General features: G+C 68.0%; 15 protein-coding genes. 7 read left to right on the forward strand and 8 right to left on the reverse strand.

All coding sequences use genetic code 11. The annotated features are described in order from the left end of the window. Positions 1 to 16 precede the first annotated feature (16 nt). Both ACP3TD_RS18665 and ACP3TD_RS18670 read left to right on the forward strand, forming a co-directional pair. A complete protein-coding gene (locus ACP3TD_RS18665) occupies positions 17 to 3568 on the forward strand; it encodes an SNF2-related protein (RefSeq protein ID WP_426764471.1) in 3552 nt (1183 codons plus the stop codon). A 93-nt stretch (positions 3569 to 3661) separates the two neighbouring features. Continuing rightward, positions 3662 to 4714 (forward strand): family 43 glycosylhydrolase, encoded by a 1053-nt coding sequence (locus ACP3TD_RS18670; RefSeq protein WP_426764472.1) that lies wholly within the window; start codon positions 3662 to 3664, stop codon positions 4712 to 4714. Between the two features lie 112 nt (positions 4715 to 4826). On the opposite strand, the gene ACP3TD_RS18675 is transcribed toward ACP3TD_RS18670, so the two are convergent. From ACP3TD_RS18675 to glnT, 8 genes are all read right to left on the reverse strand, one after another. Then, positions 4827 to 6119, reverse strand: a complete 1293-nt coding sequence (locus ACP3TD_RS18675; RefSeq protein WP_426764473.1) for an ammonium transporter — start codon at positions 6117 to 6119, stop codon at positions 4827 to 4829. Between the two features lie 257 nt (positions 6120 to 6376). Continuing rightward, positions 6377 to 6988: a helix-turn-helix domain-containing protein gene (locus ACP3TD_RS18680; RefSeq protein WP_426764475.1), complete on the reverse strand. Its 612-nt coding sequence runs from the start codon at positions 6986 to 6988 to the stop codon at positions 6377 to 6379. A 49-nt stretch (positions 6989 to 7037) separates the two neighbouring features. After that, positions 7038 to 8324: an allantoate amidohydrolase gene (locus tag ACP3TD_RS18685; RefSeq protein ID WP_426764476.1), complete on the reverse strand. Its 1287-nt coding sequence runs from the start codon at positions 8322 to 8324 to the stop codon at positions 7038 to 7040. An 11-nt stretch (positions 8325 to 8335) separates the two neighbouring features. Then, complete coding sequence (locus tag ACP3TD_RS18690; RefSeq protein ID WP_426764477.1) at positions 8336 to 9499, reverse strand: FAD-dependent oxidoreductase; 1164 nt, start codon at positions 9497 to 9499, stop codon at positions 8336 to 8338. Further along, positions 9499 to 10875, reverse strand: a complete 1377-nt coding sequence (locus ACP3TD_RS18695) for an FMN-binding glutamate synthase family protein (protein WP_426764478.1) — start codon at positions 10873 to 10875, stop codon at positions 9499 to 9501. The genes ACP3TD_RS18690 and ACP3TD_RS18695 overlap by 1 nt, the downstream gene beginning before the upstream one ends. Before the next feature lie 9 nt (positions 10876 to 10884). Beyond that, the gene (locus tag ACP3TD_RS18700; RefSeq protein WP_426764479.1) at positions 10885 to 11634 is read right to left on the reverse strand and encodes a protein glxC; all 750 of its coding nucleotides are present in this window, start codon (positions 11632 to 11634) and stop codon (positions 10885 to 10887) included. After that, positions 11622 to 12542 (reverse strand): glutamine amidotransferase, encoded by a 921-nt coding sequence (locus tag ACP3TD_RS18705; protein ID WP_426764480.1) that lies wholly within the window; start codon positions 12540 to 12542, stop codon positions 11622 to 11624. The genes ACP3TD_RS18700 and ACP3TD_RS18705 overlap by 13 nt, the downstream gene beginning before the upstream one ends. Positions 12543 to 12598: 56 nt before the next feature. Continuing rightward, positions 12599 to 14032, reverse strand: a complete 1434-nt coding sequence (gene glnT / locus ACP3TD_RS18710; protein ID WP_426764481.1) for a type III glutamate--ammonia ligase — start codon at positions 14030 to 14032, stop codon at positions 12599 to 12601. A 408-nt stretch (positions 14033 to 14440) separates the two neighbouring features. Between glnT and ACP3TD_RS18715 the strand changes: the two genes are divergently transcribed. The 5 genes from ACP3TD_RS18715 (at position 14441) to ACP3TD_RS18735 (ending at position 19715) form a co-directional block, all read left to right on the forward strand. Next, complete coding sequence (locus ACP3TD_RS18715) at positions 14441 to 15460, forward strand: VOC family protein (RefSeq protein ID WP_426764482.1); 1020 nt, start codon at positions 14441 to 14443, stop codon at positions 15458 to 15460. 6 nt (positions 15461 to 15466) lie between these two features. Then, positions 15467 to 16429, forward strand: a complete 963-nt coding sequence (locus tag ACP3TD_RS18720) for a fumarylacetoacetate hydrolase family protein (protein ID WP_426764483.1) — start codon at positions 15467 to 15469, stop codon at positions 16427 to 16429. After that, positions 16426 to 17457 carry a cyclase family protein gene (locus ACP3TD_RS18725; RefSeq protein WP_426764484.1) on the forward strand — a complete coding sequence of 344 codons (1032 nt, stop codon included), beginning with the start codon at positions 16426 to 16428 and terminating at the stop codon, positions 17455 to 17457. The genes ACP3TD_RS18720 and ACP3TD_RS18725 overlap by 4 nt, the downstream gene beginning before the upstream one ends. 66 nt (positions 17458 to 17523) lie before the next feature. Then, entirely contained in the window at positions 17524 to 18648 is a 1125-nt protein-coding gene (locus ACP3TD_RS18730; protein WP_426764485.1) for an FAD-dependent monooxygenase, read from the forward strand. Next, entirely contained in the window at positions 18645 to 19715 is a 1071-nt protein-coding gene (locus tag ACP3TD_RS18735; RefSeq protein WP_426764486.1) for an amidohydrolase family protein, read from the forward strand. Before ACP3TD_RS18730 ends, ACP3TD_RS18735 begins: the two co-directional genes overlap by 4 nt. The last annotated feature ends 7 nt before the right edge of the window (positions 19716 to 19722 follow it).

Consider the following 19722-nt stretch of genomic DNA (forward strand, 5'->3'; position numbering starts at 1 on the left):
GAAAGTAGCGCGCACCATGCCATCCCAACCGGACGAGAGTGCGGCACTGGCAATACAGACCCCCGCCATCAACGACCGCTCGCTCGCGGCCGGGCTTGCCTATGCCATGGGCAGCCGGGTCACCGGGATATCGTTCGACGCCGGCACCGGGCTCATGCTGGGCAAGGTCAGGGGAAGCGCGGACACACCGTACTCCACCACCGCCAAGCTGGTCCGCAAGGGCGGCGGCTGGAGCTGCACGGTGGGTGTGTGCAGCTGCCCTGTGCGGAAAGACTGCAAGCACGTTGCCGCCCTGCTGTTCGCAGCTGAAGACAATCCGGCCACACGGGTCCAGCTGCTGGCTCCGTCAACGTCCACGCAGGTCTCGCACCAGCCCGGCGGGGCCGTCCTGTCCGACTGGGAGCAGGCCCTCAACCCGCTGATTGCCAAGCCGGGATCGGCTCCTTCGGGCAGCGGTGTGCCGCTGGCGCTGCAGTTCGAGGTCGAAGAACCGGCCCCGCACTTCTCCTACACCGGCCGGCGGGACCCGGTTCGCAGCGTCCGGCAGCTCAAGGCCCGGCCCGTGATCATGGGTGCCAAAGGCAAGTGGATCCGCGGCGACGTCTCCTGGAACACCCTGAACTACCTGAACTTCCGGCGGGAATCGAACCAGGAACACGTCGAGTGGCTGCAGGAATTCCTGGCATCCCACTCGGCGGTGGCCAGCCGGATGCACAACGCCTCCGGGCTGTGGCTGGGGCTGAACTCCTACTCGGGGAAGAACCTGTGGAGCCTGCTGGCCGACGCCCGGAAGATCGGGCTCGTTCTGGTCAACTCGCGCGGCTCGGAACCCGTGCGGCTCGCCGAGGCGCCTGCCGCCGTCGCGCTTTCCCTCAGCCGGTACGGCACTCCGCTCGCGGGACCGGAACAGCCGGAACCCGCCATCCCGGGCATTACGTCCGACGGCGGCCTGGAGCTGGCGCCCACCATCACCGTGGAGGGCGAAGAGATCGATCCGGCGGCCGCCGGGACCATTGGCCGGCCCGCGCACGGGATCTTCTTCACCACCGGGGAGGCATCGTTGCCGGGCGTTCCCGATCCGGATGGCGTCCTCACGCTGGCGCCCCTGGAGGGCGGGCTCAGCGAGGAACTGCTGGCATTTGTCACAGCAGGCAGCACACTGCACATCCCTGCCAAGGATGAATCCAGGTTCCTCACCGGCTTCTACCCCAAGCTGAAGCAGACCGCGCGGGTCACGGCCCGGGACGAATCGGTGGAGCTGCCCACGCTGGCCGTTCCCTCGCTGTCCCTGCTGGCGAACTACGGCAACGACCACCGGCTCCGGCTGCACTGGGAATGGCATTACAAGAGCGGCAACCATGTGACGGCCCAGCCGCTGTGGCGCCACCCGGGTGACCAGGGCTACCGGGACGACACCGCGGAGTCCCGCATCCTGGAAGGCATCGGGCAGCCGTGGGACGTTGTGGCCGCGCTGGGCGAGTCCTCCACCGGCGGCTGGGGCACACCCCGGCTGGCGGCCTCCGCCGAGCTGAAGGGGCTGGACACCCTCGCCTTCACCGAAGAGGTGCTGCCGCGGCTGCGCGAAGCACGGGACGTGGACGTGGAGACGGCCGGGGACATCGCCGACTACCGCGAGGCCGAGGAAGCGCCGGTGGTGTCCATCTCCACCAAGGCCACCGAGCAGCGCGACTGGTTCGACCTCGGCATCCAGATTTCGCTGGAGGGCCAGCCGGTGTCCTTCGCCGCCGTGTTCTCCGCCCTGGCTTCCGGGCAGACCAAAATGCTGTTGCCCAGCGGTGCGTACTTCTCCCTGGACCTGCCGGAACTGCATCAGCTGCGCGCCCTCATTGAAGAGGCCCGTTCGCTGCAGGACAACAAGGATGCGCCGCTGCAGATCAGCCGGTTCCAGGCCGGCCTCTGGGATGAGCTGGCGCAGCTGGGAATCGTGGACCAGCAGGCGGCCACGTGGCGCTCCGCGGTGGGCGGCCTCCTGGAGGGCGGCATGGACGGGCTGCCGCTGCCCGCTTCCCTGAACGCCGAGCTGCGCCCGTACCAGCTCGAAGGGTTCAACTGGCTCAGCTTCCTGTACAAGCACAGCCTGGGCGGGGTCCTCGCGGACGACATGGGCCTGGGCAAGACCGTGCAGGCGCTCGCCCTGATGTGCGCGGCGAAGGAACTGGCTGTCGAGGCCGCTGCGGCGCTCCCGGACGCTTCGGTTCCGGACGCTTCGGTTCCGGCGGACTTGGCTTCGGGGGCCGTCGCTGGTTCGTCCGACGGCGGCACTGGCACCCCGGGTGCGGAGCCTGCGGACACCCGGCCCGCCGCCGTCGCGCCCTTCCTGGTGGTGGCACCCACCAGCGTGGTGGGCAACTGGGCGCTCGAAGCCGCGCGCTTCGCCCCTGGCCTCGCCGTCCGCACCGTAGGCGAAACCTTTGCCAAGAGCGGGCAGGACGTGGCGGATTCCTTGGGCGGGGCCGACGTCGTGATTACCTCCTACGCGCTGTTCCGTATCGACTATGAGTCGTATGCCTCCCGCGAGTGGTCCGGACTGGTGCTGGATGAAGCGCAGTTCGTGAAGAACCACCAGTCCAAGGCGTACCAGTGCGCCCGGAAGCTGCCGGCGGCCTTCAAGCTGGCCATCACCGGTACCCCGCTGGAGAACAACCTGATGGAGTTCTGGGCGCTGACGTCCATTGTGGCGCCGGGCCTGTTCTCCAGCCCCAAGCGCTTCGCGGAGTACTACCAGAAGCCGGTGGAAAAGAACGGCGACAAGGGCCAACTGGAGAAGCTCCGGCGCCGGGTCCGGCCGCTGATGATGCGGCGCACCAAGGACCAGGTGATCAAGGACCTGCCGCCCAAGCAGGAGCAGATCCTGGAAGTGGTGCTGAACCCGCGGCACCAGAAGGTGTACCAGACGCACCTGCAGCGCGAGCGTCAGAAGATCCTGGGGCTGATCGAGGACGTCAACAAGAACCGGTTCACCATTTTCCAGTCGCTGACCCTGCTGCGGCAGCTGAGCCTGGACGTCTCGCTGGTGGACCCTTCCTTGTCCGCGGTCCGGTCCAGCAAACTGGATGTGCTGTTCGAGCAGCTCGAGGACCTGGTAGCCGAGGGGCACCGGGCCCTGATCTTCAGCCAGTTCACCGGCTTCCTGGGCAAGGTCCGGGAGCGGCTGGACGAGGAAGGGATCGAGTACTGCTACCTCGACGGCGGCACCCGGAACCGTGCCGACGTGGTCAGCGAGTTCAAGAACGGCAGCGCCCCGGTGTTCCTGATTTCGCTGAAGGCCGGCGGATTCGGGCTCAACCTCACCGAGGCCGACTACGTCTTCCTGCTCGATCCGTGGTGGAACCCGGCGTCCGAGGCCCAGGCCGTGGACCGGACCCACAGGATCGGCCAGGCCCGGAACGTGATGGTGTACCGGCTGGTTGCCAAGGACACCATCGAGGAAAAGGTCATGGCGCTGAAGACCCGGAAGTCGCAGCTGTTTGCCGACGTCATGGAGGGCGATGCCCTGTCCGGCGGGGCCATTACTGCGGAGGACCTGGCAGGGCTGTTCAAGGAGTAGGCTCCCCGCGGACCCTCCGGTTTCTCCCCGCAAACGCACTGCTGGCGCGGTCTATGCTGGTACCCAACTGAAAACTACAACGTTGGAGAAAATGTGCCCCAGCCACAGCAGGCCGAGCCACTTGCCCCCGATGCGCCGGCCCGGGCAGCCGCGCAGGCCCTGCCGCACCTGAGCCCGGACGCGTTCACGGTCCCCTACCGCGACCCCGTCTGGGACGGCCCTACCGATCCCATCCTGGTAGCCGACCACCTGGCCAATGAGTGGGTGCTGTTCTACACCCAGCGCCGCGCCACCGCTCCGGGACTGACCGGCGTGGAATGGGTGCACGGGACCGGCATCGGCATCGCAAGATCGTCCGACGGCGGCGCAACCTGGCGCTACCAAGGCACCGCGGAGGGCCTCATCCCGCCCGGAACGGAACTGCCGGCAACCCTCTGGGCGCCCGACGTCGTGCGCATCGGGGACCAGTGGATCATGTACCTTTCCTTACTCGGTGGACGGCGCACGGACTGGACAGGGAAAGCCGAAATCGTCCAGTTCGCCAGCCGGGACCTCAACCGCTGGGAGTACCTCGGCCCCATCGGGCTCGACTCCCCCAGGGTCATCGACGCCGCCGTGGCCCGGTGCGGGGACGGCCGCTACCGGCTCTGGTACAAGGACGAGACCCGCGGTTCGAACACCTGCAGCGCGGTCAGCGACACCCCGGAAGACCCGGCGTCGTGGGTCCTCGAAGGCGTGGCGATCCCCGGGCGCCCGCACGAGGGCCCCAAGGTCTTCCGGCTGGGCGGCAGCTACTGGATGATCGTGGACGAATGGCGCGGCCAGGCCGTCTACCGTTCCGAAGATGCCGCCGGCGCCTGGATCCGGCAGGAACACCTGGGCGGCCTGATCCTCACGGCGCCGGAAACCGTGGACGGGCGGCCCGTCGTCGGACGCCATGCGGACGTGGTGCCGCTACCTGCTCCGCCTGGAGCAGCAGCGGACGACGGCGGCGCGCAGCAGGCGCTGCTGGTCTACTTCACGCACCCGCACTGGGGCGGCGAGGACATCGGCACCATGGCGCCGGACCCGCGCACCCACCTGAGCCACGTCCGCGCTGCGGTGCTGGAAGTCCGTGACGGCATCCTGGAGTGCACCGAACACTAGGCAGGCACGGAAAATGCGCGCCACAACGTGACGCGCATGAACCGGGCGCCGCCCCCAGCAGGCGGGCGCCCGGCAGTTGATGCGGATCCGGCCTGCGCCGGACCCCTTCCGGTCAGACCCGCTGCGGCGAGCCCAGGTCCACCGGGTCCTCGTCCGTCAGGTAGGCCAGCTCGGAGTGTGCTGCGAGGTCGATGCCGCGCAGTTCGTCCTCGGGCTTGATGCGGAGGCCGCCCATGGTCTTGTCCAGGATCTTCGCCAGGATCCAGGTGATACCGAACGAGTAGGCCAGCACCGTGACGGTGGCAAGGGCCTGGACTCCCAGCAGTTCGAACCCGCCGCCGTAGAAGAGGCCGCTGACCCCGTTGGGGGCGGCGTCGGTGGCGAAGAGGCCGATCAGCAGGGTACCCAGGATGCCGCCCACCAGGTGGACGCCGACGACGTCGAGCGAGTCGTCGAAGCCCAGCCGGAACTTCAGTTCGATGGCCAGCGAGCAGACAGCGCCTGCAATAGCACCGATGGCCACGGCACCGAGCGGGCTGACCGCGCCACAGGCCGGGGTGATGGCAACCAGCGCCGAGATCAGGCCGGACGCGGCGCCCATGCTGGTGGCGGCGCCGTGGCGGAACCGCTCAACCAGTGCCCAGGCCAGCAGGCCGGCGGACGCGGCCACGGCAGTGTTGAGGAAGACCACCGACGCAGACTGTCCGGCGGATAGGGCCGAGCCTGCGTTGAAGCCGAACCAGCCCACCCACAGCAGGCCTGCGCCCACCAGGACCAGCGGCCGGCTGTGCGGCTTGGCGTGTTCCACCTTGGGCCAGCCGGAGCTCTTGCCGAGGACAAGGGCCAGGGCCAGGGCAGCGGCGCCGGCGTTCATGTGCACCGCGGTGCCGCCGGCGAAGTCGATGGCCTTGATGCCGTTGGCGATCCAGCCGCCCACCGTGCTGCCGTCCGCGGAGTTGAACGCGAACACCCAGTGCGCAATGGGGAAGTAGACAATGGTGGCCCAAATGCCGGCGAACACCATCCAGGCGCCGAACTTCATGCGGCCCGCAGCGGCACCGGCAACCAGCGCCGTGGTGACGCAGGCGAAGAACAGCTGGAACGCGGCGAACAGGATGACCGGGATGGACGCCTCCTTATCCTCGGCCATCAGCTGTCCCATGCCGGGGAACTCGGTGACGTCACCGATCAGCCCCAGCCCGCCCACGGAGTTGCCGAAGGCCATTGAGTACCCGAAGAGTGCCCAGAGGACGGCCACCAGGCTGGCGCCGCCAAAGCACATCATCATCATGTTGAGAATGCGGCGCGACCCCACCATGCCCCCGTAAAAGAGTGCGAGGGCGGGAATCATCATGCAGACCAGTGCCGAGCTGGCCAATATCCAAGCGACATTTCCCGAATCCATGGGAAACCCCTTTCGTGATGCGACGAAGAGAACGGAAATTTTGCCGTCAGAACCGCTCCGGCGGAAGGGACGCGGGGTCTGTGCCATCTTCAGCGGAGGGCGGCAGTTTGCCGTCGTGATCCAACTGTATGGCGGGCATTTCGGGCTGGGTTTCGGGCGTGTTAAATGCTGGTTTCAGTCATCCACGCGCGAGTTTCAGGAGTAACAGGGCAAGCCAAAATGCCCGGAACTGCAGGGTTTTTGCGCAGCAGCGGAAGCTATCTGGCGGAGACGGCCAGGAAGCTGATGGGGAGGTCCAGCAGCTCCAGCGGCCCGTGGGGTCCTTCGCCGTCCAGCAGCAGGGAATCGCCGGCTTCCATGGCGTATTCGTAGGAGCCGTGGCCGTAGACCATCCGGCCCGAGAGCATGTAGATGAACTCGGTGCCCGGGTGCTGGAACAGCGGAAACACGTCGCTGGCGTCCGTGAGGGTCACCAGCGTTGGTTCGAGCGCGTCGGTTCGTCCCTTGAGGGTTCCCAGCACACGGTATTCGTGGCCGTGCTGGGTTCCGCTGCGGACCGTCAGGCTGCCTTGGCCGCTCTTGGTGAACGTGGCGTCCCGGTCCGTGTCGGCACCGCGGAACAGCGCCGTGACGGGGACTTTCAGCCCGTCCGCCAGCCGCTGCAGGGTGGTCAGGGAACAGGAAGTGGTGGCGGTTTCCACCCGCGAGATCATGGCCTTGGACAGTCCTGTGCGGGCCGCGAGTTCTGCCGAGGAGAGACCGGCCGCGGTGCGGTAGTGCCGGACCTGCGCGGCGATGACCTGCTCCAGCTTCCCGGCAACATCCCCGGCCTGCTGGTCTTCTGCGCGGTCCCCGGCCTGTTCGGTCATGGTTGCCATCTTAGGCGGCCCGCGCGGGCTCCGGAGCACGACGCCGGTGCTAGCCAATGACGCGGGCCTCGCCCAGGAGCCCGGCCAGGGAGTCCGCCAGGGCAAGGGCGCCGGCCTCGGCGTCCCGGTCCTCCACCAGTTCGTCGGGCGAATGCGAAATGCCGGTGGGGTTACGCACGAACAGCATTGCGGTGGGCAGGTGCGCCGCCAGCACCCCGGCGTCGTGCCCTGCACCGGTGGCCAGCACCGGCGCAGCAGGCAGGAGCTGCTGCAGCCGGTCCCGGAGGCCGCCGTCAAAATGCACCGTGGGGCTCAGCGATTCCATGGTGAGGTTGGCGGAACAGCCTTCCCCGGCGGCGAGGACCTGGGCGTTCAACCCGATGGCCTCCACCAGCGCGGCGGTGACCGAATCCTCCGGGTGCCGGACGTCGATCCACAGGTCCACCCGGGACGGGATGACGTTGGTGCCGCCGGGAACGGGCTGCAGCCGGCCCACCGTGGCACGGGCGTCACGGTACTTGCGGGCGGTGTCGCGGATGCCCACCACCACCTTGGCGGCCGCGATCATGGGGTCCCTGCGGTCCTTCATCAGCGTGGTGCCGGCGTGGTTTCCCTCGCCGGAGATGGCCAGCTTCCAGCGGCCGTGGCCCAGGATGGACGAGCCAACCGCCACCGGCTGGTCCAGGTCGATCAGGCCCCTCCCCTGTTCCACGTGCAGTTCAACGAACTGGCCCAGCTGCTGCAGCGCCTTGTAGTCGGCGCCGATGAACCGCGGGTCGTGCCCGTTGGCTGCTGCGACGTCGGCGTAGGTGTTGCCGTCCGGGTCGCGGAGGTTGCGGGCCTTGTTGGGGTCGAGTTCGCCGGTGAGGAGCCGCGATCCCAGGCAGGCGATGCCGAACCGTGAGCCTTCCTCCTCCGGAAACACCGCGATCGCCAGAGGGCGGCGCGGGCGGAAGTTGCGTGCTTTGAGGAGGTCGACGGCGACCAGCGCCGAGGCAACCCCCAGCGGGCCGTCGTACTCACCGCCGCCGGGGACGGAATCGAGGTGGCTGCCGGTGGCCACCGCATCTTTCCGCACGCCCGTCGCCGTGTCCCACCAGGCCCAGATGACGCCGTTGGCGTCGGTATGGACGTCCAGCCCGCGCCGGGAGGCCTGCTCGATGAACCAGCTTCGCAGGTCCGTTTCGGCGGTGGAGAACACCGGGCGGGAGTAGCCGCCGCGCGTCCTGTCACGCCCGACGCCGGATATTTCCTTCAGGAGGCCGGTTACGGTGGGTGCGCCGGTGGTTTCGGCGGGTACGGCGGGCCGCGCAGGTGCTGTCTGGGGAATGCTCACGGGGATCCGTTCTACGTGGTGAGTGTTGGCAAGGTGGCGCCGCGGAACCGGTCAGGGACGGCCGCTGCGCCGGTGGCCAGATCGGCTGCCCACTGTCCGATCAGCGGGGCGAATTTGGCGCCGTGCCCGGAGCAGGGCGAGACGACGGTGAGGTTGTCCGCCCGGTCGATGAGGAAGTCCTCGGTGGGGGTGTTGGTGAACAGGCAGGTTGTTTCGGCGTACGGCTCTGGGTCCAGGCCCGGCAGGTAACGGCTGACGTAGTCCACCACGCGGGTGCGGTTGGCGGGGTCCACCTGGCCGGTCTGCTCCGCAGCCGACCGGATCAGCGGGCCGCCGTTGTATTCGGCCACCTTCTGGCCGGCGAATCCGGCGTCGCGCCCGCCGGGGAGCCCGTAGGCCTGGATGTCGGTGGCCTTGTGGATGAACGTGGGCCAGGTGGCACTGGAGTAGCCCGGGTCCTCCCGGTACCTGAAGTGGAAGGCCTGCTCCTGGCGGACCGTGAATTCCGGCAGGCCGGCGAGGAACCCGGCCGGCAGCGGCAGGCAGTCCAGCAGCCGTGGCAGCCAGCCGCCGGCGCTGATGACCACATTGCCGGCGTCGAGCGTTTCTCCTGTGGCGGAGTGGAGACGGTACCCGGCGCCGGTACCGCTGCCCAGGCGTTCCACCCGCTCCAGGGCCCAGCCGGTCAACACCCGGGCGCCGTACCGGACCGCGAGCGCCACCATCGCATTCACGGAGGTTTCGGCGTCGATGACCCCTGCCCCGGGGTGCCAGAGGACCTCGGTATCGAACGCGATCTGCGGCCAGCGGTGGCGGGCTTCGGCGACGGAGAGCAGCTCGTGGTCGATCCCGGCCCCGGCCAGGAAACCGGCCAGCAGGGCCGGCTGCCGCGTGGGGCCGTAGTCCACCGCACCGAATGGTGTGATCAGTTCGGTTCCCGCGTCGGCGGCGAGGCCGTCCCAGAGTACTTTCGCGTCAAGGACGGCCTGCGTGTAGAACGGGTCCGGGTAGGCGTAGCGGAAGATCCGTGCGGAGCCGTGGGAGCTGGCGTCGTGTGCGGCCGGGACGTCCCGCTCCAGCAGGGTGACCTGGTGCCCGCGGGCGGCCAGCTGCCAAGCGGTGGCGGCACCGGCCAGGCCGGCGCCCACCACCACGTAATCAGAGGACTCCGCCATCAGAAGCTTCCCTGCACACCGGGGATCCAGCTGGTGCCTGCCAGCGGCACCCGGGCCATCGCGGAGGCTTCGATGGTCAGCGCCACCAGGTCTTCCGGCTCCAGGTTGTGCAGGTGCGATTTTCCGCAGGCCCGGGCAATGGTCTGGGCTTCCATGGTGAGGACGCGGAGGTAGTTGGCCAGCCGCTTACCGGCGGCCACGGGGTCCAGGCGGGAGGAGAGCTCCGGGTCCTGGGTGGTGATGCCGGCGGGGTCGCGGCCGTCCTGGAAGTCGTCGTAGAACCCGGCGGCCGAGCCCAGGGCCGAGTATTCGGCGGCGTAGCGGGGGTCGTTGTCGCCCAGGGCAATCAGCGCCGCGGTGCCGATGGCCACAGCGTCCGCGCCCAGGGCCATGGCCTTGGCGACGTCGGCGCCGGTGCGGATGCCGCCGGAGACGATCAGCTGGACCTTGCGGTGCATGCCCAGCTCCTGCAGCGCCTGGACGGCCTGCGGGATGGCGGCGAGGGTGGGGATGCCGACGTTTTCGATGAACACCTGCTGCGTGGCCGCGGTGCCGCCCTGCATGCCATCGAGCACCACCACGTCCGCACCGGACTTCACGGCGAGCGCGGTGTCGTAGTACGGCCGGGACGCGCCGATCTTGACGTAGATGGGGGTCTTCCAGTCGGTGATCTCGCGCAGTTCGCCGATCTTGATCTCGAGGTCGTCCGGGCCGGTCCAGTCCGGGTGGCGGCTCGCGGACCGCTGGTCAATCCCCACCGGGAGGGTGCGCATGCCGGCCACGCGTTCGGTGATCTTCTGGCCGAGCAGCATGCCGCCGCCGCCGGGCTTGGCGCCCTGACCGAGCACGATCTCGATGGCGTCGGCCTTGCGGAGATCGTCCGGGTTCATGCCGTAGCGGGACGGCAGGTACTGGTACACCAGGTGCTTGGACTGGCCGCGCTCCTCAGGGGTCATGCCGCCGTCGCCCGTGGTGGTGGAGGTGCCCACCTCGGACGCGCCGCGGCCCAGCGCCTCCTTGGCGTTGGCGGAGAGGGCGCCGAAGCTCATGCCGGCGATGGTCACCGGCGTAGCCAGGTGCAGCGGGCGGCTGGCGTACCGGTCGCCGAGGACGACATCGGTATCGCACTTTTCGCGGTAGCCCTCCAGCGGGTAGCGGGACATGGAGGCGCCCAGGAAGAGCAGGTCGTCGAAATGCGGGACCTTGCGCTTGGCGCCCCAGCCGCGGATGTCGTAGACGCCGGTGGCGGCGGCGCGCTGGATGTCGGCGATGGTGGCGCGGTCGAAGGTGGCGGACTCGCGGAGGCCCAGTTCGGCAATGTTTGCTGGTGCTGCGGCGGGTGCCTGGGCGGGGGCGGGAACGGAGGTGATGGTCACGGGGGCCTCCTAGTAGGCAGTCGAGTTGTCGACGTGGAAGTGGTAGAGGTTCCGGGCGGAACCGTAGCGCTTGAAATCGGCGGGGTTGTCGGTGCGGCCGGCGGCGGAGAGCAGTTCGACGAGTTCAGCGAGGTGCTCTTCGCGGAGCGGCTTTTCGATGCAGTCGGCGCCCAGGGAGGCCACGGTGCCCTTGACGTAAATCCGGGCTTCGTAGATCGAGTCGCCCAGGGCGTCACCGGCGTCACCGCAGACCACCAGGCGGCCGGCCTGGGCCATGAAGGCGGACATGTGGCCGATGTTGCCGCCCACCACGATGTCCACGCCCTTCATCGAGATGCCGCAGCGTGCACCGGCGTTGCCGTCGATGACCACCAGGCCGCCGTGTCCGGTGGCGGCCGCGGACTGGGAGGCATCGCCCTTCACGTGGACCGTGCCGGACATCATGTTTTCGGCCAGACCCACGCCGGCATTGCCGGTGACGGTGACGCTGCCCTTTTGATGCATCCCGGCGGCATAGTAGCCGGCATGGCCTTCGATGGTCACGGCGACGTCGGCGTTGATGCCGACCGCGAGGCTGTGCTTGCCGCCGGGGCTGGTGATGGTCCAGGACTGGCCGTCCACCGCGTCGTGCAGGGCCTGGTTCAGGCTGCGTACCGGGGCATCGGCGAGGTCCACCACTGTGGGTGCGGCCCCGCCGTCGGACGCCGCAGGTGCAGCTGTTTCAGGCGCGGTGGTTTCGAGGGCTGTCAGAGTGACCATGTGTAGACCTTTCCGGGTTCCGGTTCAAAGATGCGGGCGTTGTCGATGCCGGGCAGGCCGGCCAGGGCGCGGTACTCAGAGGCCATGGCTACATAGTCGGCTGTTTCGGCAATGATGGCCGGCTTGCAGGCGATGGGGTCGCGGACCACTGCCATGCTGTCCGCCGTGGTGACCACCAGGGTGTAGAAGCCGTCCAGGACCTTGCCAAGGTTCACCAGTGCTTCCTCGAGGGTGTCGCCCTGCTTCAGCCGGGAAGCGACGTAGCGGGCGCCCACCTCGGTGTCGTTCTCGGAGTCGAACACCACGCCTTCACGCTTGAGGCTCCGCCGGACGGTGGCGTGGTTGGAGAAGGAGCCGTTGTGCACCAGGCAGAGATCGTCGGCCACGGAGAACGGGTGCGAGCCGCCTGCTGTGACGGCCGATTCGGTGGCCATCCGGGTGTGGGACAGGCCCTGGCTTCCGGCCATCCCTTCAAGCCCGTGCTCGGCGGCGATCTCCATGGGATGGCCCACGCTCTTCATCACGGCCACGTGCTCACCCCGGCCAATGATGGTGGCGCCGGGCACGGTTTCGGTGACGGCCTTCACCAGAAGGTCCGTCCCGACGGCGGCGCTCACCAGGGTGGTGTCGCCCACCACCTGCGCGGTGGCCTGCGCATCGGCTGGAAGCACTCCGGCGAGGAGCGCGGCGACGCCCGCGGTGAGTGCCGTCGTCGTGATTCCCTGGTCCCTGCCGAGCAGGCTCAGTGTGGAGGTGCCCGGGGAGACCAGGCCCGGAGTGTTGTAGACGGCGAGGCCGGCGGAGTCCGGGCCGCGGTCCACGATCTGGCAGAGCATTGAGGACAGCAGGCTGCCCATCTGGGAGTGCAGCGAGGGATTGCGCAGCTGCAGCGCGGCGATTCCGCACATGGAAAGTCCTTTGCTTGGTTCTTGGTGGCGTGGTGGAGGGCTGGATCGACGACTGGCTAGATCGAGGTCAAATACGTGCGGATTTCCCAGTCGCTGACTTGGTTGTGCCAGCTGAGGAACTCGTCTTCCTTGGCGTCGGCGTAGTAGGCGCCGATGGCCGCGTCGCCGCTGAGGCTGGCCAGGATGACCGGGTCCCTGCGGAGTGCTTCGACGGCGTGCAGCAGCGTGGCAGGCAGGAGGTGGGCGTCCGGCCTGGACTCCCCCGGACCGGACGGCGTACCCGGGTCGATCGACTTCTCCACCCCGTCCAGGCCGGCGGCGACGGCTGCGGCGATGGCCAGGTACGGGTTGGCGGAGCCGTCGCCGGAGCGGAGTTCGATCCTGTTGTTGTCCGGCACGCGGATCATGTGGGTGCGGTCGTTGCCGCCGTACGATGCCTTCCGCGGCGACCAGGTGGCGCCGGAAGAGCTGGTGGTGGCACCGGTGCGCTTGTAGGAATTCACCGTGGGGGCGAGGAAGGCCTGCAGCGCCGGGGCGTGGTCCAGGATCCCGCCGATGAACGAATAGGCGAGGCCGGACAGCCCGAGGCCGCGTCCGCCGTCGTCCGCTGTATCTCCCGCTTCCGGGAACAGTGCGTTGCTGTCTGACCATAGGGAGAGGTGGAAGTGCAGGCCCGTGCCGGTGCGGTCCGTGAACGGCTTGGGCATGAAGGTGGCGGTCATGCCGCGCTGTTCGGCCAGGATGTTCAGGATGTAGCGGAGCGAGACCACGCGGTCGGCCGTGGTGAGGGCATCGGCGTAGTTGAAGTTCTGCTCGAACTGGCCGGCGGCGTCCTCGTGGTCGTTGGCATAGTTGCCCCAGCCGAGGCTGTTCATCGCCTCGGAGATGGAGGTCAGGTGTTCGTACATGCGCGTGACACCGCGGGCGTCATAGCAGGGCCGGGGCGAATCGTCGCGGGCGTCTGCGGTGCTCAGCGTCCCGTCGTCGTTCCTGTTGACCAGGAAGTACTCCACCTCCGCACCCACCTTGGCCTGCATGCCCTGGTCCGCGAGGCGCGCCAGGGCGTTCTTGAGGATGACGCGGGGGGCGTAGGGCCAGGGCATGCCGTTGACGTGCGGATCGCAGTGGATGATGGCCAGGCCCTCCTTGATGAAGGGCACCGGGGTGAAGGACGTGAGATCCGGGACGGCGATGAGGTCCGCGTCCTGGGGCTTCTGTCCGATGAGGCCCGCGGCATAGCCGGCGAAGCCCATGGCGCCCTTTTCGAGTTCGTCGGCCGCTTCCACCGGAACCAGCTTGGCGCAGGGTTTGCCGGTCATGTCCACGAAGGTGGCCAGGAGGAAGCGGACGTTGTGGGCGCGGGCAATGTCCGCGAGGGAGATGGTGGGCGCGTCGGCGGGAGTTTCCGGGCGGGCTGCCGGCGGCTCTGTGCGTGCGGGAGTGGTGAACTCCGCCGCGGGGGTTACAGCAGGGGTTGCGACACTTGTCATCGAGACATTCCTGTCCGGGTTGGTGTTAGCTAATAGTAAACCTTGTTGCACCAGAGTATCCAAGCGGACGTTTCATGCGTCGGGCGGGAAGGTTAACTCGACGTTTCTCCGGGCTCACTGTTTCGGCAGGCCGCTTTCTCCCGGGCTTGTTCGCGGGCTTGTTCGGGGCCGGGGCCACAAGGCTCAGATGCTCGAACAAGCCCCGGATCCAGCCCGGCCGGCAGAGTCGTGGCTCGTAAGTTCAGGCCCATCCAACGCCCGTCCCGGATCCCCGATACTCATTCCAGCTATTTGCGCGACGGATGGTTGCTATAGCAAAAGTATCCTTTCCCAAATACATGAAGTGGCTCACAGTGGTTACAGGACCTGCACGAAACAGAAGCAGCCAGTGCACAGAAGGAATTCAACGTGGAAACTCCCCTCTCCCATCTTGCCCACCTTGAGATCACCACCCCCGACGTCGAAGCCTCGGCCAAGTTCTACGAGGAAAAGTTCGGAATGCGCATCATTGACCGGGTGGATGGCAACGTCTACCTGCGCTGCTGGGGCGACTACTACCGTTACAGCCTGGTCATCACCGAAGGCCCCGAGGCCACCCTCGGCCGCATGGCCTGGCGCACCAATTCGCAGGCAGCCCTCGAAGCCGCCGCCCAGCGCATCGAAACCACCGGCGTACAGGGCGCCTGGACCGCCGGCGGCCACGGCTACGGCAAGGCCTACGAGTTCACCGGTCCCTACGGCCACCACATGCGCCTGTTCTATGAGGTGGAAAAGTTCGTGGCCGAGCCCGGCTTTGAATCCACCTACCCGGACCGTCCCGAGCGCCGCAGCAGCCACGCGGCCGCCCCGCGTTTCCTCGACCACGTCACCGTCGCCAGCTCGGACGTCCGCGGCTTCGCCAAGTGGCACAACGAGGCCCTCGGCTTCCGCGTCATGGCATTCGTGGACCTGGACGAAGCCCCCATCACCGTCTTCTCGGTCCTGACCACCAACGAAAAGTCCCACGACCTCGGCGTCGTCCTGGACACCTCCAACCGCCCCGGCCGCGTCAACCACATCGCCTTCTGGGTGGACGCAACCGAGGACCTGCTCCGCACCGCGGACGTCATGATGGAAAACGGCACCCCCATGGAGTACGGCCCCTCCATCCACGGCGTGGGCGAGCAGAACTTCCTCTACTTCCGTGACCCGTCCGGCATGCGCGTTGAGCTCAACTCCGGCGGCTACCGCAACTACGTTCCGGACTGGGAAGCCAACACCTGGAAGCCGTCCGAGGGTTCGAACAACTTCTACAAGAACGGCGCCATGCCCCACTCCATGACCGAGTCCTTCCCGCCCGCCGAAGGCTTCACGGCCACTGAGGAAGGCGCCTCCCCGGACATGAAGGAAGCACTCCTGAACCCTTACGCCCAGCAGGGCCGGGGCTAAGTCACCATGGCTGAAACCACTTATTCGCTGATCCGCTTCCAGGAACCCGGCGACAGCAAGGCCCGCTCGGGCCTGCTCGTTGGCGACCGCGTCCTGCCGCTGGATTCGGACATCAATTCCCTGATCCAGCACTGGGACACCACCGAGTCACAGCTGGACTCCCTTGCCGCATCCGCAGGCGAGCAGACCGGACTGGACCGCTCCGCCGTCGAAATCCTTGCACCCGTTGAGCCGGCCCAGGTTCTGCAGACCGGCGCCAACTACCGCAAGCACGTCATCGACCTGGCAGTGGCACACCGCGAGGCAGGGCAGGATGCGGAGGAAGTCCGGGCCAAGACGGCAGCCATGATGGACAAGCGCGCGGGCCAGGGCACGCCGTACTTCTTCATCGGGCTCCCGACGGCGGTCGCTTCCGCCACGGACGACCTCACGTTGCCGTCCTACAGCAAGTCAGACGATTGGGAACTGGAACTGGCGGCCGTGATCGGCAAAGAGGCATTCCGGGTCACCCCGGAGAAAGCCCTGGAGTACGTTTTCGGTTACACCATGGTCAACGACATCACTACGCGGGAATTCGTGTTCCGCAAGGACATGCCGGCCATTGGTTCGGACTGGTACCGCGCCAAAAACGCGCGGGGCTTCCTGCCGACGGGTCCGTTGCTGGTTCCGGCCAAGTTCTTCGGCGACCCCCAGGACGTCCAGGTGACCCTGAAGCTCAACGGCCAGGCCATGCAGGACGAGTCAACGCAGGACATGATCTTCGGCGTGGCCAAGCTCGTCAGCGAGGCTTCGCAGATCATGCCGCTGCGTCCGGGCGACCTGGTCCTGACCGGGAGCCCAGCTGGCAACGGCCAGCACTGGGGCCGGTTCCTCCAAGACGGCGACGTCATGGAAGGCACCATCACCGGACTGGGCACCCAGCTCATCCACTGCAAGGACGAAACTCCCACCGAAAGCAGCAGGCCGTGACCACCCAGGACACAGCACCCGGCACCGGGGAATCCACCGATTCCCCGGTTATCCGGCGTGAAGACCCGCTCGGCAGCATCCGCGCCATGGCAGCGGCCCACAACAACTGGGGCCGCTGGGGCCAGGACGACGTCCTGGGCACCCTGAATTTCATCGACCCCGGCAAGCGCGTCGAGGCAGCGGCCCTGGTGAAGTCCGGCGAGGCGTTCTCGCTGTCCCAGCCGTTCGACACCAACGGCCCCCAGAAGGGCTGGCGGCGCCGCACCAACCCGGTCCACACCATGACGGACACGGGGGTGGACGCCGAACGCGGCAACCAGGGCTTCCCGCACGGCTTCGGCGGGGCGGACGACGTCATCGCCATGCCGCTGCAGTGCTCCACCCAGTGGGACGGCCTGGGCCACATCTTCGACCAGGGCAAGGCTTGGAACGGCCGCGCCGCCGGGGACGTGGTCACCTCCGAAGGCGATCTGGTGACCGGCATCGAAACAGCCGCGGCCAAGATCGCCACCCGGGGTGTGCTGCTCGACGTCGGCCGGGCGCTCGGCCCCGAGCTGGGACGGGACGACGGCGAACTGCCGGACGGTTTTGCGATCACACCGGAACACCTCCAGCGGACCATCGAACTGCAGGGTCCCAGTTCCCAAGTGCGACGCGGCGACATCGTGGTGATCCGTACCGGCCAGTACACCCGCGTCCGGCGCGACGGCTGGGGCGACTACGCCGGCGGCGCCGCTCCCGGGCTGTCCTTCAGCACCGCACCCTGGCTGCACCGCAGCGAAATCGCCGGGATCGCCACCGACACCTGGGGCTTCGAAGTCCGTCCGAACGAGTTCGACGGCGCGTTCCAGCCCCTCCACCAGATCGCCATCCCCAACCTGGGACTGTTCCTCGGCGAGATGTGGGATCCGGACGCTCTCGCGGAGGCGTGCACGGCGGACGGCAGGTACGACTTCCTGCTGACCGCAGCCCCGTTGCCCATTACCGGTGCCGTCGGCTCACCCGTCAACCCGATCGCCGTCCGGTAGTTGCAGTCCGGTAGCTTCAGTACACCAACCACCAGCAGTAACGCCGTCAATACAAAGGAGTCAGCGATGGCAGCAGTACAGAACGTCGGAATCGTGGGGGCGGGAGCCGCCGGGCTGGCCGCTGCCATCCTCCTGGCCGATGCAGGAATCCGGGTGGAGATCCTGGAAAAGGCAGACGCCCCGCAGACGCTCGGGTCCGGAATCACCCTGCAGGGGAACGCCCTCCGGGTCCTCCGGCAGCTCGGTGTCTGGGACCAGGTGGAGGCCAAGGGCTACGGGTTCAGCACCCTGGGCCTGCGCGCCCCGGACCCCAACGGCACAGTCCTGGCAGTCCTTGAGGACATCCGTACCGGCGGCGATGACCTCCCGGCCACCATGGGCATGTACCGGCCGGACCTCACCGCCATCCTCCGCGAACGCGCCGAGCAGGCGGGCACACGCATCAGTTACGGCAAGAGCGTCACGGAGATAACGGACGACGGCGGGTCCGTCTCCGTACGCACGGCCGATGGCACCGCCGCCAGCTACGACCTCCTGATCGGCGCTGACGGGCTGCACTCCGCCGTCCGCAAGGCGATCGGTATCGACGTCGAGCCCAGGCCCACGGGCATGGGCATCTGGCGCGCTTTCGTCGAGCGGCCCGACGAGGTGGTCCGCACCGACCTGACCTACGGCGGCCCCTGCTTCATCGCTGGCTACTGCCCCACCGGCCCGGACACCATCTACGCCTACCTGGTGGAGAAGGCCCAGGAGCGCAAGCACGAGGACGGGCCCCGCATCATGGCCGAACTCGCCGCAGCCTACGGCGGCCCATGGAAGGAAATCCGCGCCAACCTGGACCACAGCGCGCGCATCAACTACACGTGGTTCACCACCCACCTGGTGGACGGCCCATGGAACCGCGGCCGCACCGTGATCGTCGGCGACGCCGCGCACAGCTGCCCGCCCACGGTGGCACAAGGTGCGGCCATGGCACTGGAGGACGCGGCCGTCCTGGCTGAGCTGCTGATCCAGGCCGACGACCTCACCGAGACGCTGTGGAAGGAATTCACCGACCGCCGGCTGGACCGGGCCAAGGCCGTGGTGAACGCCTCCGTCCAGCTGGGCCAGTGGATGCTCGACGGCGTCCGCGACGCCAATGTGCCCGGCCTGATGTACTCACTTTCCACCATGCTGAAGGAACCCGCATGAGCACCATTTCTGTTCAAGCGCCCACCGTGGATGTCCACGCCCACATCCTGCTTCCGGCCCTGCAGCAACTCGTGGCCGAGGCCGACCCCGAGGGCTTCGGTGCCCAGCAGGGGCTGGAGGTGCGTCGCAACGGGCCCGAATCGATGGCCGCCTCCGGGAAAATGATCAAGGAGCGCTGGCCGCAGCTGACGGACCTGGACCGCCGGCTTGCGGACATGGACGCCCAGGGCGTGGAGGTGCAGCTGGTCTCGCCGTCGCCGTCGCACTTCTACTACTTCGCCGGTGAGGAACTCTCGCTCCAGCTGGCCCGTTCAGCCAACCAGGCCGTGCGGGACTTCGTGGACCGCGCCCCGGACCGCCTCAACGGCCTTGGCCTGGTTCCGCTGCAGCACCCGCACCTCATGGTGGAAGCACTGGAACACGCGGTACTGGAATGCGGGCTGCTCGGCGTGGAAATCGGTTCCTTCGCCGCCACCCCCGGCGGGGACCGCACCACCGTTGAGCTGAGTGACCCGCGGCTGGAACCATTCTGGTCCCGGGCCGGGGAGCTGGGCGCCCTGGTGTTCCTGCACCCGTTCGGCTGCTCACTGGATGAGCGGCTGGACCGCTTCTACCTCGCCAACACGGTCTCCCAGCCCGCCGAAAACGCCGTGGCCCTGTCCCACCTGATCTTCTCCGGCGTCCTGGACCGCCATCCGGACCTCAAGGTCCTGGCCGCACACGGGGGCGGGTACCTGCCCACCACCCTGGGCCGTTCCGACCGCGCCTGGCGGGTCCGGCCCGAAGCGCACGGGTGCGCCGAACCGCCGTCGTCCTACCTGAAAAAGCTCTACTTCGATTCCCTGGTGCACAGCCCGGCCGAACTGGCGGCCCTCGTGGCCGCCGCCGGCCCCGGCCGGGTGCTGCTGGGCTCCGACTACCCGTTCGACATGGGTTCGGACCAGCCTGTGGCGGAGGTTGTCGATGCGCAGCTTCCGGCGGAAGACCAGGCCAGGGTCCTCGCCGGGAACGCCGCCGCCCTCGGCATCACCCCAGCGTCAACCCGTACCGCCAGCCAGCCAGCCTAAGGAACAG

It is taken from the genome of Pseudarthrobacter sp. 1G09, assembly GCF_050038305.1.
In the GTDB taxonomy this organism is placed as follows: Bacteria; Actinomycetota; Actinomycetes; order Actinomycetales; family Micrococcaceae; genus Arthrobacter; species Arthrobacter equi.

Bases quoted from the DNA above. Each gene is read 5' to 3' on its own strand.
- ACP3TD_RS18665 (WP_426764471.1), top strand. From the start codon at position 17: ATGCCATCCCAACCGGACGAGAGTGCGGCACTGGCAATACAGACCCCC.
- ACP3TD_RS18675 (WP_426764473.1), bottom strand. From the start codon at position 6,119: ATGGATTCGGGAAATGTCGCTTGGATATTGGCCAGCTCGGCACTGGTC.
- ACP3TD_RS18680 (WP_426764475.1), bottom strand. From the start codon at position 6,988: ATGACCGAACAGGCCGGGGACCGCGCAGAAGACCAGCAGGCCGGGGAT.
- ACP3TD_RS18690 (WP_426764477.1), bottom strand. From the start codon at position 9,499: ATGGCGGAGTCCTCTGATTACGTGGTGGTGGGCGCCGGCCTGGCCGGT.
- ACP3TD_RS18700 (WP_426764479.1), bottom strand. From the start codon at position 11,634: ATGGTCACTCTGACAGCCCTCGAAACCACCGCGCCTGAAACAGCTGCA.
- ACP3TD_RS18705 (WP_426764480.1), bottom strand. From the start codon at position 12,542: ATGTGCGGAATCGCCGCGCTGCAGCTGCGCAATCCCTCGCTGCACTCC.
- glnT (WP_426764481.1), bottom strand. From the start codon at position 14,032: ATGACAAGTGTCGCAACCCCTGCTGTAACCCCCGCGGCGGAGTTCACC.
- ACP3TD_RS18720 (WP_426764483.1), top strand. From the start codon at position 15,467: ATGGCTGAAACCACTTATTCGCTGATCCGCTTCCAGGAACCCGGCGAC.
- ACP3TD_RS18730 (WP_426764485.1), top strand. From the start codon at position 17,524: ATGGCAGCAGTACAGAACGTCGGAATCGTGGGGGCGGGAGCCGCCGGG.
- ACP3TD_RS18735 (WP_426764486.1), top strand. From the start codon at position 18,645: ATGAGCACCATTTCTGTTCAAGCGCCCACCGTGGATGTCCACGCCCAC.